Origin of the sequence: Segatella copri, from assembly GCF_009495355.1 — a bacterium.
GTDB lineage: Bacteria > Bacteroidota > Bacteroidia > Bacteroidales > Bacteroidaceae > Prevotella.
Genome location: NZ_VZAD01000069.1, coordinates 18,238 through 35,173, shown reverse-complemented (window position 1 = coordinate 35,173; position 16,936 = coordinate 18,238). Strand labels below are relative to the sequence as shown.

The window sequence follows — 16,936 nt, the reverse complement described above, 5'->3', positions numbered from 1 at the left end:
TCTATTTTTTATTTGCTGTGTTGTTTATTGCTGCCTCTTTTTGCAGATAATCTGGTTGTCGAACTCGATGTTGATGTACGAGTATTTGTTCCATCCTGCCTGTGAGAGTCCGTATTTGTAGAATTTCTCCAATCTGTCCATTTTCTTATTGACAAAATTGTTGATATCCTCTTCTCTCTTCCTCTTTGAGCTGCATTCAGGCAGGCGTCCTATATATACAATGTGGTTGCCTACTCTGGGTACCAGTTCTATGCTTCTGTCGGGCAGAACATTGATTTGTTCTATCTGGTTTCTCCATAACTCGTTGACCATAAGCGATTTGCTTAATAGTGAGATATAGTTCTGCGCAAACCATTTGTTGATCTGCCCTGTCGCTACAATGAGGTCGCTTGTATATTTGGTATTCGGCATCACCTGATAGTGGTCGTCAATATAGTAGTCTTCGTTGTTGGCGCTCTTTATCCGCACGATAGGCATTCGCTGTGTCAGATGGATGTCGACAAGGCCGTTTTGTGTCTTGTAGCATTCTGCTGTCTTGACAAAAGGACTGGTCTTCAGTGTCTCTTCTATTTTGCGGGCACTGATGTCGGTCATCTTCTTCTTCAGAGGGTACAGTTGCTTTGCTTCTAACCTTTTCTTTATTTCTTTAGCGTTCAGAAAACCATTCGTCATCTCGTCTTGTATGTTGATGTTCACCTTTGTGCAGACTTTCTTGCTTTCATCAGGTTTGTTAAACTTGGTGATAGCGAAAGTCAGGTAAACGCCGAGCATGAGGTCGAGCAAGATGATAATAGTCTTCTTCCAATTGATGCGCATTATATTTTTTCCTTTAGAATTTTTTCTATTTCAGGGACATAGTTGTCCAAGTCGCCAGCTCCGAGTATGACGAGCACGTCGAAATCTCTGCTTCTTACGAGGTCGAGAACATCTTCCTTATGAATCATACTCTTCTCTACGCCTGGTTTGAGGTTGTCGTAGATGAGTTTGGAGGTGACTCCTGGTATAGGTTGCTCTCTTGCAGGATAGATGTCGCAGAGGATTACTTCGTCGAGCATGCTCAGACTGTCGGCAAAGTCCTTGTAGAAATCTCTTGTACGGGTGTACAGATGAGGCTGGAAGATAGCTGTTATCTTACGGTTCTTGTACAACTCGCTTAGGCTCTTCGCACTTTGGTAAATCTCCTTGGGGTGATGAGCATAGTCGGAAAGCAGTACCAACTTGTCGGTCTTAATCTTGAAGTCGAAGCGGCGAACCACTCCCTCGTAAGTCTTCATGCCCTGTCGCAACTCTTCTGCTGTGCAGCCATTGAGCTGTGCCATAGCCATAGCTGCCACTCCATTCTCTATATTGATAGGAACGGGTTGTCCTAAGATAACACCGGGCACGTTCTCAATAGGAGAAACAAAGTCGAATGTGATTTCGCCGTTGTCGATCTTGATGTTCTCGGCATGGAAGTCTCCTTCGTCGAGGCTGTATTCATATACGCGAACGCCTTCCTGTACATGCTGTTTCATCTCCAGGTTTTTGTGGATGATGAGGGCACCGCCAGGTTGGATGAGTTCTGTATAATGGCGGAAACTCTCCAAGTAGGCTTCCTTTGTGCCATAGATGTCAAGATGGTCGGGGTCGGTAGCTGTAATGACGCTCATCCAGGGACGAAGCCAGTGGAAACTGCGGTCGAACTCATCAGCCTCAATGACTACATAGTCGCTCTTGTCGGACAGGATGTAGTTGGTTCCATAGTTCTTTGAAATGCCTCCGAGGAATGCGTTGCAGTCGATATGACTCTCGTGCATGATGTGTGCGCACATGGTGGAAGTGGATGTCTTGCCATGAGTACCGGCCACGCATAGTCCTTTGTGTGTGCGGGTGAGTGTGCCCAATACCTGAGCGCGTTTCTCGATGGTGAATCCATTCTGTTGGAAGTATACAAGCTCCTGATGGGTGGCGGGGATGGCAGGTGTGTAGATGACCAGCGTGTTCTTGGCATCCTTGCATGCAGAAGGAATCAGTTCTACATTCTCCTCATAGTGGATGAGCATACCTTCCTTTTCCAGTTCGTGTGTCAACTCGGATGGAGTCTTGTCGTAACCGGCTACGGTGAGCCCTTTCTTTAAGAAATATCTGGCGATGGCGCTCATTCCGATGCCGCCTGCTCCTACGAAATATACTGCTTTTATATCTTTGATTTCCATTATTTTGTTGCTAATTTTATGACTTCGTCGGCGATGACGTCGGCAGAGTTCTTCAGTCCTAATTTCTTGATATTCTCGCGCATAGAAGCGAGTTTCTGTGCATCCTCAACTATGCCGACAGCCTTCTTGATGAGTACTGCCGGTGCGTCGGCATCCTTCACATAGATGGCTGCATCCTTGTTGACCAGTGCCATGGCGTTCTTGGTCTGATGATCTTCTGCTACATTCGGGCTTGGTACCAAGATGACAGGCTTGCCGATAAGGCAGAACTCGCTGATACTGCTGGCTCCTGCACGACTTATGACAAGGTCGGCTGCCTGATAGGCTGCCCCCATGTCGCTAATAAAATCGGTAACCTTCAGCATAGGAAGGTCTTTGTCTTTGAGCTGATTGACGATGCTCTCGTGGTAGTACTTACCTGTTTGCCAGATAAACTGTACGCCACTTTTTTCTATGATGTCCAGGTTCTGCAAGACACTTTCGTTGATGGTTCTTGCACCTAAACTTCCGCCTACGAGCAGAATTGTCTTCTTCTCAGGGTCCAGACCGAACTGCTTGCGTGCTTCCTCTTTAGTGAGAGTAGTGCTCAGCACATTCTGTCTTACGGGATTACCTGTCATGATAATCTTGTCGGCAGGGAAGAAACGCTCCATTCCCTCATACGCCACACATATCTTCTGGGCTTTTTTTGCCAGAAGCTTGTTGGTTACTCCGGCATAAGAGTTCTGCTCTTGAATGAGGCAGGGAATACCTTTGCTGGCACACACGTTGAGAGTTGGACCGCTTGCATAGCCTCCAACTCCTACTGCTGCCATTGGCTTGAAATCCTTGATGATCTTCTTAGCCATTCTTTGGCTTTTCCAGATTCTGAAAAGTACAGCGAAGTTCTTGAGCAAGTGTTTGCGGTCGAATCCGCAAATGGGCAAGCCTTTGATCTCGTATCCTGCTGCAGGGACACGTTGCATTTCCATTCTGCCTTTAGCCCCGACAAACAATATTTTTGCATCAGGACGCTTGGCTTTAATTGCGTTGGCAATAGATACGGCAGGGAAGATGTGTCCACCAGTTCCACCGCCACTAATGATAATTCTTAGCTCGTTATTCATATTTTTTCAGTTTCTATCGCAAAGGTAAATAAAAAAATCCATTTTATGGCATTTTTTATTTAAAATGTTGTTCTTTTTTATGCTGTAGCCAATTTTGGGTCAGTCTGCCTGTCATCTGCTCCTTCTTTCTTCTTGGCTGTTCTGCTGATGCTTAGGATGATACCCACATACATGCAGTTGATGATGGATGATGTTCCACCTCGGCTGATGAGAGGAAGTGGCTGTCCGGTAACAGGAGCGAGTCCTACGGCTACTGCCATGTTGAAAAGGGCCTGTGTGACGAGAAGAATGGCAAGTCCCATGGCAAGAAATGCCGGGAAATTGTTCTCACACCGGTTGGCTATTCTTCCTGTTCTGAAGAGCAGGATGATATATAGGAATGCGACAAAGAGTCCTCCCGGCACCCCCATCTCCTCAATGATGATGGCATAGATGAAGTCGGAGAAGGCCTGCGACAGGAAGTCGCGTTCTACAGAGTTTCCCGGACCTTTGCCCATGACGTTGGATGAGGCAATGGCAATATTGGCATGAGCCACCTGAGCATCCTTGTCAAGGTCTACCTCCTCTGGCGACACAGGCTTTGTGTCGAGGAAGTGGTCGATACGAGCTTTCCATGTATCCATACGGTGGAACATCTTCTGTACGGTATTCTTCTTCTCAGGTTGCTCTGTCGCTACCTGTTCGGTAAAGGTGTCGTTTGTCTTTGCCAACTTCTCTTCGTCATGCCCCAACAGCATGACCATCGAGATGGCGAAGACGATGGTGAGCAGTACAATACCAGCAAGCTTTCCGAGCAGTTTACCAGGCACTCTTCCTATGATCATCATGAAGAAAATGGTGATACACAAGAGCATGGCTGTAGACATATTCTCGAGCATGATGGGGAAAATCATAACGGCGCTGATTGTCAGGATGTATTTGAATGCCCGCTTGTCAGCTCCGTTCTCGTTCTGCATGGCACTTAGAATCTGTGCTACTGCAAGTACGAGTGTTCCCTTGGCTATCTCGGAAGGCTGAAACTGGATGCCCACGAGGCTGATCCATCTGGATGCGCCATTGGTAGACTGTCCTGCCAACAGTACCCACAGAAGTAAGACTATAGAGATAAAAATCATGAAAGGAGTCACGATTTTGAAATACTTGCACTTGACCTTCAGCATGCAAATCATGACGAAGACACCGCCAACAAGGATAGCCATGTGCTTGATGACTGGCCCCATGAAGTTTCCGCTCTTGTACGACAGCGTACTTGAGGCTGAGTAAACCTCAATGATGCTGATCATACAGAGGAAGAAAAACACCATCCATATGACTTTGTCTCCCTTGAATATGTTACCTATTTTGTTGCTCATTTCTCTTTTTTGTCTTCTTCTTTGTCTTTAGTCTTTCTGTCTTTTACAGTTGTCGGGCAAGTGTCTTGAACTGTTCGCCTCTGTCTTCCATGTTTTTGAACAGGTCGAAGCTTGCACAACATGGACTCAGCAGAACAGTGTCGCCTTCTTTTGCCATCTTGTGGCAAGCTGCGATACAGTCTTTCATGCTGTGAGTATCACAAACAGGAATGCCAAGACAGTCGAAGTTGTCGTGTAACTTCTTGTTGTCGGCTCCCAAATATACCAGTCCTACACACTTTTGCTTTACCAGTTCTGTGATGTGGCTGTAGTCGTTGCCCTTGTCCTTTCCTCCCAAGATCAGGATGGTAGGTGTCTTCATGCTTTCGAGTGCATACCAGCAGGCGTCTACGTTGGTAGCCTTTGAGTCGTTGATGTATTGCACGCCATTCACCTTGCATACTTTCTCCAGGCGGTGTTCCACGCCAGGAAAGTCGCCCAGGCTCTTGCGGATCGTAGCCTCGTCAATTCCTGCAATATGGCAGGCAAGTCCTGCTGCCAGGCTGTTGTAGATATTGTGTTTGCCTGTAAGGCTCAGCTCAGCTTCTGGCATGGCGAAAGGAGTAGGGTAGTCGAGTTTGTAGAGTCCGTCCTCTATGTATCCTACACATCCTTCCTCCTTGTTCTCAGCAAACGGACAGATTCTTGACTTCAGATTGTATTTCTCAATCTCTTTCTTCACGATGGGATCGTCGTTCCAATAGATGAAACTGTCTTCTTCTGTCTGATTTTGTGTGATACGCATCTTGGCGTCCACATAGTTTTGCATGCAGAAGTCGTAGCGGTCCAGGTGATCGGGTGTGATGTTGAGAAGGATGGCTATGTTGGCGCGGAACTTGTACATATTGTCAAGCTGGAAACTGCTCAGCTCGATGATGTAGTACTTGTGTGGCTCCTCTGCAACCTGGAGGGCAAGGCTGTTTCCGATGTTTCCTGCCAGACCTGCATCCATGCCTGCCGCCTTGAAGATGTGGTATATGAGTGATGTGGTTGTGGTCTTGCCATTGCTGCCAGTGATGCACACCATCTTGGCGTCAGTATATCTTGCGGCAAACTCTATCTCGCTGATGATAGGTGTGCCCTGCGCCATCAGTTTCTGAATCATTGGAGCCTCTTTAGGAATACCCGGGCTCTTGATGATTTCGTTGGCATTCAGTATTTTCTCTTCTGTATGGTGGCCTTCTTCCCATTCTATCTGATGGTCATCAAGCAGTTTTTTGTATTTGTCCTTGATTTTTGACATGTCGGATACAAATACATCAAAACCTTCTTTCTTGGCAAGTACGGCAGCTCCTGCTCCGCTTTCGCCAGCACCTAAAATTACAATTCTACTCATATTTTTTATCTTATCTTCAATGTTATAATTGTTAAGGCAGCAAGAATGATGGTGATAATCCAGAAACGGATTGTTATCTTTGATTCGTGGATGGCACCATGTGGCTTCTTGATGAGATACTTACACTCAGGGTCGAGCTGGCTGTCCTGTGTTCTGAAGTTGTCGTGGATAGGCGTTCTCTTGAAGATGCGCTGCTTGATACCTTTACGCTTGCCTAATTTATAGTAGTATACCTGTACGATGACGCTGAGGCTTTCTACGAAGAAGATGCCACAGAGAATAGGCAGCATGAGCTCTTTGTGGATGATGATGGCTCCCACGGCAATAATGCCGCCAATGGTCAGCGAACCTGTATCGCCCATGAATACTTGTGCGGGATAGGCATTGTACCACAGAAAGCCAATCAATGCTCCAATGAAGGCGCAGAAGAATACTACGAGCTCCTCGGAGCCAGGTATGTACATGATGTTGAGGTAGGCGGCATATTGGATGTGGGAAGACACATAGGCCAGTATGCCCAATGCCACACCTATGATGGCAGAGTTGCCTGCACACATTCCGTCCATACCGTCATTCAGGTTGGCTCCGTTGGATACGGCTGTCACGACAAAGATAGTCATCAGGACGAAGAGAATCCATCCTGCTGCCGTCTTGTATTTGCCGCAGAATCCCATGATGCGTGAGTAGTCAAGGTTGTGCCCCTTGATAAATGGTATGGTGGTCTTCAGCGACTTGGTAGACTCTGCCCTGTGCTTGACGACCATCTCCTGTCCCTGACGCTCGATGGCTAAGTTCTCGTTCATCTTGACATCAGGTGAGGCCCACAGCACCAAGCCAACGATAAGTCCGATGCCGAGCTGTCCCACTATCTTGTATTTTCCTTTCAGTCCTTCCTTGTCGCGCTTGAAAATCTTGATGAAGTCGTCCATACCTCCCAGGAATCCCAGCCATACGGTGGTGATGAGCATCAGTATCAGATAGATGTTGCGCAAACGTCCCAACAGCAGTACCGGTATGAGTATTGCCATGATGATGATGACGCCACCCATGGATGGAACTCCTATCTTCTTGACACCAAATGGGTCGATGCTGGCATCGCGCTGAGTTTCAGTTATCTGCTTGCTTTTGAGGTATTTGATGAACTTCTCGCCAAACCAAGCAGAGATAACCAACGAAAGAATGAGAGCCAGGAGGGCACGGAAAGAGATGTAACCCCACATGTGGGAGCCGGAAATGCCCCATTGCTCTAAAAATCTAAAGAGATAGTATAACATTTTCTTCTTTTATTATTTCTTGTTAATACCGAAGATGCCGCGAATCACTTCCTTGTCGTCGAAGTGGTGTTTCACGCCCTTGATTTCCTGGTAGTCCTCGTGGCCTTTGCCTGCCACCAGAATCACATCGCCCTTCTTTGCCATCATGCATGCTGTGCGGATGGCCTCTTTGCGGTCTACGATGCTGATGACTTTCTTCATCTGCTGCTCGTTCAGACCAGCCAACATGTCGTTGATGATGTCCTGTGGCTCCTCGAAACGGGGATTGTCGCTGGTGATAATCACCTTGTCGCTTTGTTTGACGGCTTCTTGTGCCATGAGTGGTCGCTTGCCCTTGTCGCGGTTTCCGCCTGCACCACATACGGTGATGACTTCTCCCTTTCCGTTGAGCACCTCATGTATGGCATTGAGCACATTCTCGAGAGCATCGGGAGTATGAGCATAGTCAACGATGGCTGTGTAGCCTTCTGGTGACTGGATGGGTTCGAGACGTCCGTTCACGCTGTGCAGTGTGCTCAGTACTACAAGCACATCTTCTGGCTTTTTGCCCAGCATGATGGCTGTGCCATATACAGCCAGCAGATTGCTTACGTTGAATTTACCGATAAACTGCACGCCTACTTCTCTGCCGTCCACATCTAAGTACATGCCTCCGAAGTGGCATTCCAGGATTCTTGCCTTGAAATCGGCCATGCTCCGTGTAGAGTACGTCTTGATGGTGGCTTTTGTGTTCTGTACCATGATCATGCCGTTCTTGTCATCGGCATTGGTAATGGCAAAGGCCGACTTTGGCAGACCGTCGAAGAAGGCCTTCTTGGCATTGCGATAGTTCTCGAAAGTCTTGTGATAGTCGAGATGGTCGCGTGTGAGGTTGGTGAAGATGCCGCCTGTGAATGTCAGACCGCCGATACGCTTTTGTGCTATGGCGTGCGAAGAGCATTCCATAAAGGCATACTCGCATCCTGCTTCTACCATCTTGCTCAGCAGGAGGTTGAGCTCGATTGGGTCGGGAGTGGTGTGGTCGGCAGGAATAGCTTCGTCCTCGATATAGTTGCAGACGGTAGACAGCAAGCCGCACTTATGTCCGAACTTGCGGAACATATTATATAATAAGGTGGCGATGGTGGTCTTTCCGTTTGTTCCAGTCACACCCACCAGCTTCAGTTTCTTGGATGGATCGCCATAGAACAGGGTGGCAACTTTTCCCACTGCGTCCTCTGTAGATTCTACTTTCACGTAGGTGACGCCTTCCACCTTCTCCTCAGGCATGTCTTCGCACAGAATGGATTTGGCGCCAAGCTCGATGGCTTTGGGTATAAACTTGTGACCATCTACTTGCGTTCCCTTCATGGCAACGAACAAATGGCTATCTTTGATTTTTCGAGAGTCAATGTTCACTCCTGTAACCTCGGTCTCCACATCGCCTGCTATTTCCACAGGCTGAATGTTCTTGAGTAAATCTTGTAGTTTCATATTCTGTTTCTTTGATGTTTCTATACATTATTATATATTATAGGTCGAGTGTGAGTGCGCAGACTTGTCCTTTCTTGATTCTTGTTCCTGGTACAAGACTTTGTTTTACTACTTTTCCACGACCGTAAATTCTGGTCTTTATGCCTCGGCTTTCCATCATGAAGATAGCGTCTCTTGCTCCCATGCCCGATACATCGGGTACGGCATTCTTGCTGTATTGCTTCTCCTTGATGAGCAGTACTTTCTTCTTTCCTTCCTTCTCGGCCTTTCCCCATATAGGATTGCCTGTCGCATAACTGCCCGACCAATTGGTGGCGGTGTTTATTCCGAGATGCTTCAGCACATAGTCGGCAGCCAGTATGTTGCCCGACTTTACGTCTGGCAAGAAGACTGAGGCTGAGTCGCGGGCATCTTTCACATCGAGTTTCAGACTCTGTGCCATGATGCCTTCTGAAATTTCATGAAAGACCTTTCCACTCATTGTGCCGCCCGAAGCTGGGAGTCCCGATTTCTGAATGCAGACGATGCAGCTGTATTGAGGAGCATCGGCAGGGAAATAGCCTGCGAAACTGACGAGGTAGTTTGTTCCTCCGTTCTTGTATCCCCCCGCACCTTTAGATATCTGAGCTGTACCCGTCTTGCCTGCCACCTTGAAATTGGGTGAGCCTGCCTTACGTCCCAATCCCACACTTACCACTTGCTCCAAGATGGTCTGCAGTTCTTTGATGCTTTTTTCCTTGGCTATCTGTGGTCGCATGACTTCTACTGGGAACTCTTTGAGGGTTTCTCCGTTCTTCACCACTTTGGTGACAAAGCGCGGACGAACCATCTTTCCGTTGTTGGCTACTGCGTTGTAGAATGTCAGCGTGCTGATGGGCGGAACCTGTGTCTCGTATCCTATACTCATCCATGGCAGGGCAGTCTTGCTCCAGTTGACGTATTGTCCACGGCTGTTCTTGCGAGGCATACGGATGATGGCAGGTGTAGAGCCCACCAATGGTATTCTCAGATTGTCTCTCAGTCCGAGACGGTCTATTCCCTGCACAAACTTCTCTGGATGTTTGTGGTAATGGTCGTCTATGATTCGGCTTACTCCGATATTGGAACTGTACCACAGGGTCTCCGCAAAGGTAAGCATTCCGTAGCCTCCCTTTCTCCAGTTATGGTCTTTCATGTCTCGACCATACATGTTCCATACGCCGTTTCCTGTCTCCACTCGGCACAGGGTGTCAACCACTCCGTCGTCCAAGGCTACAAGCAGCGAGGCTGGCTTGAATACAGAGCCTGGCTCCAGCAAGTCGCTGACGGCATGGTTTCTTACTTCCCGATATTCGCCGTCATCACACTTCTCCAGGTTGACGATGGCTTTCACATCTCCCGTATGCACTTCCATGACGATGGCTACGCCCACATTTCCGTTGATTTCCTTCAACTCCTGCTCTAATGAGCGTTCTGCCAGGTCTTGCATGCTCACGTTGATGGTGGTCACGATGTCGGCTCCGTCTATAGGTGGCGTGTCGGTAATGTTCAGGTATTTGTTAAGCACTTTCTTGCGCTGCACGATTCCGTTGGTTCCTCTCAGGATGGAGTCGTATGAGAGTTCCAGTCCGAAGCGGGCAGTATCCTTGGCACCAAACAAGGCTCCGATGGTTCTGCCAGCCAGTCCTCCGAATCCACGTGTTCGGGCGTTGTATTCTTCCCAATGGAAACCGCTGCTGTTCTTTCCCAGGTTGAATACCGGAAGGGCTTTCACCTCGGTGAACGTGTTGTAGTTGATGCGGCGTGGATATAAAGACCAGTGTCGGCTTTGTTTCTTTCTTCCCTCGTCTATGTGTCGCTTGAATTCGGTGAATGTCAGTTCGGGGAAAATCTTACTCAGCCCCATACAGATGGAGTCTTCCTTGACGTCCCACAGTGAGTCGTTGCCAGCTTCTTTGAGTGCCTTGAAGTCCATGAAGAGCTTATACTCAGGCAGCGAACTGGCCATCAACTGTCCATCGCAACTAAGGATGTTTCCTCTGGTAGGCTTCACGGTTACAGAATCTTTCTTCTGTCGCTGTGCCACCTTCATCCAGTAGTCGCGCTTGGCCGTTGCTATGTATATGGATTTTCCTACGATGCAGAGTGCAAAGACCGTCATGACGATGGCTATGGCGCTGTATCGTGGCATCACTCTCTTATTGTCAAATTTACTCATTCTCCGGTACGTTTATGATGTATGGTGGCTGGGTGGCAATGTGCAGGACGCTGTCTTTGTTGTTCTGCAGCATTTTCAGCACGTTGCTCTCTCGGCTTCTTTCTGTTATTTGGCTGCTGCTCGACAGGGCTTTGTATTTGGCGTTCTGCAGTTCCTCCTGCAGTTGGTCTATCTCTATCATGTCCTGTTGTATGCTGTATCTGTTGGATATGTATATGATGATAAAGAACACCACTAACACGATGAGCCATATCTGCCGGCGTATCACTTGTGCCGTCAGAATGTCGCCGCCCAAAATCTTTCTCAGGGTGAAGCTCGACGATAGGGGCGCCTCGTCTTCTATGGCTTGTTTGGCGATGGCTTCCTTGAGTGACTCCTCGTGTTCCTCTCCCTCAGCCGGCTCCTTTGAGTCATCTGAGTCTTGCGAGTCTTGGGGCTTTTGTGAGGCTTTCGTCTCTTTTGCCTCTTTTGCCTTCTTGCCCGGCTCTTGAGGAGCGGGTGTCTCGGCAGTCTTGCTGTCGGCCTTCGCTTCCTGGTCTTCCTTTATTTCTTTTTCTTTCATCTCTTTTCTGCAATTCTAAGTTTGGCGCTTCGGCTTCTTGGGTTTCTTTCTTGCTCTTCCTGATCGGGGATGATGACCTTGTTGTTGATGAGTCTGAAGGGAGATTCTATTCTTCCGTAGAAGTCCTGCACCACTTTTCCCTCTGGGTTTCCCGTCTTCATCACGTTTTTCACAATTCGGTCTTCCAGCGAGTGGTAAGTGATGACCGACAGCCTTCCGCCTGGTTTCAGGATTTCTGTCGCAGCCTTGAGCATTTCCTTCAGGGCGTCCATCTCGTGGTTTACCTCTATTCGCAGGGCCTGAAACAGTTTTGCCATATCTTTTTTCTCTCGCTCGCGCTTGAAGAAAGGCTCCACTACGTGTATGAAGTCGGTCGTTGTCTCTATCTTTTGGCTGCTTCTTGCTTTGACGATAGCTGCAGCTATGCGCCGGGCGTTGCGCAGTTCGCCGTACAGGTAGAAGATGTCTGCAAGTGCCTCCTCCTCGTATTCGTTTACGATATCGGCAGCAGTCTTGCCCGCTCTTTTGTTCATTCTCATGTCGAGCGGAGAGTCGAAGCGGAAGGAGAAGCCCCTGCTCTCATCATCGAAATGATGGCTCGATACACCCAGGTCGGCAAGCAATCCGTCAATACCTTCCTCGCCATAGTAGCGCATCCAGTTTTTCAGGTATCTGAAGTTGGAGCATACGAAGGTGAAGTGCTCATTGGGGATGACGTTCTGTTCGGCGTCGGCGTCTTGGTCGAAGCTGTACAGGTGACCGTTGTCGGCTATTCGTGAGAGTATCTCCTTAGAGTGGCCTCCGCCTCCAAAAGTAACGTCCACATACACTCCTCCAGGATGTATGGACAGACCGTCTACGCTTTCTTTGAGAAGCACAGGCACGTGGTATGTATTGTTGTCGATTAATCGCATGTGTACCTATTTAAATAAGAATTCGGGTTCAAAGGTACACAAAAATCCTCATATCTGTTTACTTTTTCTTGCAAAATTTATAAAACTTAATAAAATGAGGTCGCTTTTTGTCTTGTGTCAAGAGTTGGCGAGAGTTCTTTCAGAATGCTTAAAGTGAGCTTCAGACATAAAAATGAAAGCCAAAAGCTATATAAATCGACTGTTTTTTCATCAAAAACATCGTATTTTATCATTTTTTCATTAAAAATGGCACGTATTTAAAAAAGTTGAGTTATTTTTGCACGTACTTTAGATGTTTTTACAGCAAACATGAGCGAATCTATAGAGAAAACGATTGACATAAGCAGGATTTTGAAGAGCAAGATGGGAGCAAAGGCAAAGTTTGTGCCCTCTTTTCTTGTTTCCTGGCTCAAGAAGACCGTTCACGAGGATGAAGTGAACCGCTTCTTGTGGGAAAGTCGTCATCTTCAGGGTACCGAGTGGCTTACTGAGTGCGTGAAGTATCTCAAGATGAACATACAATTGGAGGGAGTGGAGAATCTGCCCGACAAGAACGATGGCAAGCTTTATACCTTCGTGTCCAATCATCCGTTGGGAGGACAGGACGGTGTGGCGCTTGGTTCCATCATTGGCACCCATTATGACGGAAAGTTCCGTTATCTTGTGAACGACCTGCTTCTTAATCTGCCAGGTCTTAAGCCCGTCAGTATAGGTATCAACAAGACGGGACGCCAGAGCCGTGACTTCCCCCGTATGGTGGAGGCTGGCTTCCAGAGCGACAATCACATGCTGATGTTCCCTGCAGGTCTCAACAGCCGCAAACAGCCAGATGGCAGTATTCGCGACTTGCCCTGGAAAAAGACATTTATCTCAAAGAGTGTGGAGTATCAGCGCGATGTGGTGCCTATCCATTTCAGCGGACAGAACTCGGAGCGCTTCTATCGCATCGCCCGATTCAGCGACAAGTATTTGCCTTTCAACTTAGCCATGCTTTTCTTGGTCGACGAGATGTACCGGAACGTGGGAAAGGACTTCCGTATCGCCTTTGGCAAGCCCATACCCTGGCAGACCTTCGACAAGAGCAAGACTCCCACAGAATGGGCGCAATATGTAAAAGACAAAGTTTACGAATTATAGAAAGTTACATCATAGATTATGGAAGAAGATATAATCCAGCCAATAGACAGGGACTTGTTGAAGAGTGAGCTCACTCCCGACAAGCAGCTTCGTATGACAAACAAGAGTCATAACGAAATCTATATCGTGACAGCCAACGACTCTCCCAATGTGCTGAAGGAGATAGGCCGTCTTCGTGAAATCGCATTCCGTACAGCAGGAGGCGGCTCGGGCAAGTCGATGGATTTGGACGAGTTCGACTTTGGAGATAATTGTTATAAGCAGCTCATCGTGTGGAATCCTGAGGCCGACGAGATTATTGGCGGTTATCGTTATCTCTTGGGTAAAGACTGGAAACTCGATGCTAAAGGACAGCCTATATTGGCTACGAGTCATATGTTCCATTTCTCAGACAAGTTCCTTAAGGAGTACATGCCTTATACCGTGGAGTTGGGACGTTCCTTTGTCTCATTGGAATATCAGAATGTGCGCATGAACAGCAAGAGCATTTTTGCGCTCGACAACCTGTGGGATGGTCTGGGAGCTCTTACCGTGCTCTATCCCGAACTGAAATATTTCTTTGGCAAGATGACGATGTATCCGTCTTATATTCGCCGTGGTCGTGACATGATTCTCTATTTCCTCAAGAAGCATTTCGATGATAAGGAGAATCTTGTTATCCCGATGAAACCATTGAAAATAGAGACTCCAGAGAGTGAGCTGAAGGCGATCTTTACCGAAGATGACTTCCGCGCCGACTATCGCATTCTCAATCGCGAGGTACGTGAGTTGGGCTACAACATTCCCCCTTTGGTGAATGCTTATATGAATCTCAGTCCTACGATGAAGCTTTTCGGCACAGCCATCAATTATGGTTTTGGTGATGTGGAGGAAACTGGTATTCTGATTGCTGTCGACGAGATTTTGGAAGAAAAGCGTGTGCGCCATATCAACAGTTTCATAGCCGAGCATCCGGAGGCGTTGAAGATAACAAGTGGCGCCAACAATATTATTTATAAGGAAAAGGAAGGCGAGTAAACCTTATCCGTTTTATAAAAGACATTCAACTTCCGAGTGGAGTGAAAGTTGGAGAAGTAAAACAAGATACTAAAGAAGCGTTTCGTTCATTCGAGGCGCTTTTTTAGTATTCTTGTTTATGAATGTCTGCGATTTTTAACCTGCTGATAAAACGAAGTTGCTTGTGATGGACAATGCAAGTACTTGTTTTTTCTATTTATTCTGCTGAAAAGCTTTAGTATATATATTCATCGGGGCGCTATGGTTAACTGCGAAAAAATAATTTCCCAGTTGGGAAAAAATATTTTTCCAGTTGGGCAGATTCTTTTTCCCAGTTATGTGGCGCTTTTCGGACAATTATCGCATGAATATACAGTATAAATATGCGTTCGTGTTTTCCGTTTCTCTCCCTCACGCCCTATACGATAGGCAGGCTGATACCGTTTATCTTCTGATAGATGTCGAGGGCGTAAATGTCGGTCATTCCGCTGATATAGTCGATGACAGCCATGATTCGCTCCTCTATATTCTCGTTGTTGATGTCGTACTGACTGCTTACCCGTCGCAACAGTTGTTGAGAGTCGAAACGTTCGGGCGTGATAGCTGCATTGACAAACACCTCCATAAGTGTAGCCATAATCTTGTAACCTGACAGTTCGATGTCGAGTACAGGCTTGCTGTGGTAAATCTTTGCAAACGAAGTCTTCTCGCATTCTTTGTAGGCATTTCGCTGTTGTTCGGCGATATGGTCGATGAGGCTTCCCTCGAATGTTCCTGCCAAAATCTCCTTCTCATGCTCCAGGAAGGCCGTTACACATTCGTTCTCCAGTCGGCCGATGGCGCTGGCTCTCATGTAGACCACCTTTTCGTTCTCGTCGGTCACGCCTTCTTCCTTGATTCGCTCCTTAATCTTATTTTGGGTTTCCTTGTCGAAGAATCCCAACAGCAGTCTCTCCGTCTCTTCGTAAGACAGGATCTTGAGTTTGTGGGAGTCTTCGATGTCCATGATTTCGTAGCAGATGTCGTCGGCAGCCTCTACCATATATACCAACGGATGACGGGCGTATCTTAGAGGCTCACCAGGTTTTGACTTGCAAAAAATGCCCAATTCATCGGCCACTTTCTGGTACGAGTCCTTTTCCAAGGTGAAGAAACCGAATTTGCCATGACTTCCAGCCAACTGGCTGGCGAATGGATATTTTACGATAGAAGCCAGCATGGAGTAGGTCATGACGAAGCCGCCTTTGCGTCTTCCCTTGAATTGGTGGGTCAGTATGCGGAAGGCATTGGCGTTGCCTTCGAAGTGAGTAATATCTTGCCAAAACTCCGGTGAAACCAGCTCTTTTACTGCTTTTCCTGCTCCTTCGCTGAAGAAAGTCTGTATGGCTTTCTCTCCAGAATGGCCGAAAGGAGGATTGCCCAAGTCGTGTGCCAGACAGGCTGCGCTCACGATAGTTCCTATTTCCTCAAAGAGAGTATCCTTCAGTTCTGGGCGCTTTTCTATGATACGTTTCGAGATGTCGTTGCCCAATGACATTCCTACACTCGATACTTCCAGACTGTGGGTCAGTCGGTTGTGTACAAAGATAGAACCAGGCAAGGGGAAAACCTGAGTCTTGTTTTGCAGTCGTCTGAAAGCCGACGAGAAGATGAGCCTGTCGTAGTCGCGTTTGAACTCCGACCGGTCGTCGTGGCGCTCGGCATGCTTATGCTCCTGTCCGAAACGCTTGTTAGATATGAGTTTAATCCATTCCATATCGCAAAAATACAGCAATCCTGACACAATACAAAATAAAAAAGCATTTATTTTTTATAAAATCTATCATTTTCGTCATGAAAATGCCTAAATGTGCCCGAAAAACATTATTTTTGCATCTTAAAAGAATGAACATGATGAAAGTACAAATTATCAACCGTGGGCATCAGCCGTTGCCAGCTTATGCCACACCCCAGAGCGCAGGTATGGACCTGCGTGCCAATATCGACGAATCTATCGTGCTTCACCCCATGGAACGCCGGCTTGTACCTACAGGTCTTTTCATGGCTTTGCCAGCAGGCTTCGAGGCACAGATACGTCCTCGCAGTGGGTTGGCATTGAAACATGGCATTACTGTTCTTAATACCCCAGGCACTATTGATGCCGATTATCGAGGCGAGATCATGGTTCTGCTCATCAACTTCTCGCAGACCGACTTTGTCATCAATGATGGTGAGCGTATTGCCCAAATGGTGATTGCCAAGCACGAAAATGCTGAATTCATCGAAGTAGAGACGCTCGATGAAACCGAGAGAGGTGCTGGTGGCTATGGTCATACAGGTGTAAAATAAATATAGATACATTCAATTAATCTGTTG

Annotated in this window: 14 protein-coding genes; 3 read left to right on the top strand and 11 right to left on the bottom strand. The window is 47.3% G+C overall.

What is annotated here, in order from left to right:
- Positions 1–24: 24 nt before the first annotated feature.
- The 10 genes from F7D20_RS09110 to rsmH all read right to left on the bottom strand — a co-directional run bounded on the left by F7D20_RS09110 (position 25) and on the right by rsmH (position 12,448).
- The gene (locus F7D20_RS09110) at positions 25–816 is read right to left on the bottom strand and encodes a cell division protein FtsQ/DivIB (protein ID WP_158463774.1); all 792 of its coding nucleotides are present in this window, start codon (positions 814–816) and stop codon (positions 25–27) included.
- On the bottom strand, positions 816–2,195 hold the full coding sequence (gene murC, locus F7D20_RS09105; RefSeq protein ID WP_022252075.1) for a UDP-N-acetylmuramate--L-alanine ligase: 1,380 nt from the start codon (positions 2,193–2,195) through the stop codon (positions 816–818). Before murC ends, F7D20_RS09110 begins: the two co-directional genes overlap by 1 nt.
- Positions 2,195–3,301: an undecaprenyldiphospho-muramoylpentapeptide beta-N-acetylglucosaminyltransferase gene (gene murG, locus F7D20_RS09100; RefSeq protein WP_158463773.1), complete on the bottom strand. Its 1,107-nt coding sequence runs from the start codon at positions 3,299–3,301 to the stop codon at positions 2,195–2,197. The genes murC and murG overlap by 1 nt, the downstream gene beginning before the upstream one ends.
- A gap of 77 nt (positions 3,302–3,378) precedes the next feature.
- Positions 3,379–4,653 carry an FtsW/RodA/SpoVE family cell cycle protein gene (locus F7D20_RS09095; RefSeq protein WP_158463772.1) on the bottom strand — a complete coding sequence of 425 codons (1,275 nt, stop codon included), beginning with the start codon at positions 4,651–4,653 and terminating at the stop codon, positions 3,379–3,381.
- A 43-nt stretch (positions 4,654–4,696) separates the two neighbouring features.
- The gene (murD, locus tag F7D20_RS09090) at positions 4,697–6,028 is read right to left on the bottom strand and encodes a UDP-N-acetylmuramoyl-L-alanine--D-glutamate ligase (protein WP_158463771.1); all 1,332 of its coding nucleotides are present in this window, start codon (positions 6,026–6,028) and stop codon (positions 4,697–4,699) included.
- 5 nt (positions 6,029–6,033) lie between these two features.
- Complete coding sequence (locus F7D20_RS09085) at positions 6,034–7,302, bottom strand: phospho-N-acetylmuramoyl-pentapeptide-transferase (protein ID WP_022252079.1); 1,269 nt, start codon at positions 7,300–7,302, stop codon at positions 6,034–6,036.
- Between the two features lie 12 nt (positions 7,303–7,314).
- Positions 7,315–8,775, bottom strand: coding sequence for a UDP-N-acetylmuramoyl-L-alanyl-D-glutamate--2,6-diaminopimelate ligase (locus F7D20_RS09080; RefSeq protein WP_158463770.1), 1,461 nt, complete (start codon positions 8,773–8,775; stop codon positions 7,315–7,317).
- Positions 8,776–8,812: 37 nt separating this feature from the next.
- Complete coding sequence (locus tag F7D20_RS09075) at positions 8,813–10,972, bottom strand: penicillin-binding protein (RefSeq protein ID WP_158463769.1); 2,160 nt, start codon at positions 10,970–10,972, stop codon at positions 8,813–8,815.
- Positions 10,965–11,330 carry an FtsL-like putative cell division protein gene (locus tag F7D20_RS13285; RefSeq protein ID WP_217757158.1) on the bottom strand — a complete coding sequence of 122 codons (366 nt, stop codon included), beginning with the start codon at positions 11,328–11,330 and terminating at the stop codon, positions 10,965–10,967. Before F7D20_RS13285 ends, F7D20_RS09075 begins: the two co-directional genes overlap by 8 nt.
- Positions 11,331–11,530: 200 nt before the next feature.
- Positions 11,531–12,448 (bottom strand): 16S rRNA (cytosine(1402)-N(4))-methyltransferase RsmH, encoded by a 918-nt coding sequence (gene rsmH, locus F7D20_RS09065; protein ID WP_158463767.1) that lies wholly within the window; start codon positions 12,446–12,448, stop codon positions 11,531–11,533.
- 309 nt (positions 12,449–12,757) lie between these two features.
- Between rsmH and F7D20_RS09060 the strand changes: the two genes are divergently transcribed.
- Together F7D20_RS09060 and F7D20_RS09055 are read left to right on the top strand one after the other, a co-directional pair.
- Entirely contained in the window at positions 12,758–13,585 is an 828-nt protein-coding gene (locus F7D20_RS09060) for a glycerol acyltransferase (RefSeq protein ID WP_158463766.1), read from the top strand.
- 18 nt (positions 13,586–13,603) lie between these two features.
- Positions 13,604–14,602 carry a GNAT family N-acetyltransferase gene (locus F7D20_RS09055; protein ID WP_158463765.1) on the top strand — a complete coding sequence of 333 codons (999 nt, stop codon included), beginning with the start codon at positions 13,604–13,606 and terminating at the stop codon, positions 14,600–14,602.
- A gap of 397 nt (positions 14,603–14,999) precedes the next feature.
- Here F7D20_RS09055 and F7D20_RS09050 read toward each other — a convergent pair whose 3' ends face one another.
- A complete protein-coding gene (locus tag F7D20_RS09050; protein ID WP_022252086.1) occupies positions 15,000–16,337 on the bottom strand; it encodes a deoxyguanosinetriphosphate triphosphohydrolase in 1,338 nt (445 codons plus the stop codon).
- A 134-nt stretch (positions 16,338–16,471) separates the two neighbouring features.
- On the opposite strand from F7D20_RS09050, the gene dut reads away from it, so the two are divergent.
- Positions 16,472–16,909 carry a dUTP diphosphatase gene (gene dut / locus F7D20_RS09045; protein WP_158463764.1) on the top strand — a complete coding sequence of 146 codons (438 nt, stop codon included), beginning with the start codon at positions 16,472–16,474 and terminating at the stop codon, positions 16,907–16,909.
- The last annotated feature ends 27 nt before the right edge of the window (positions 16,910–16,936 follow it).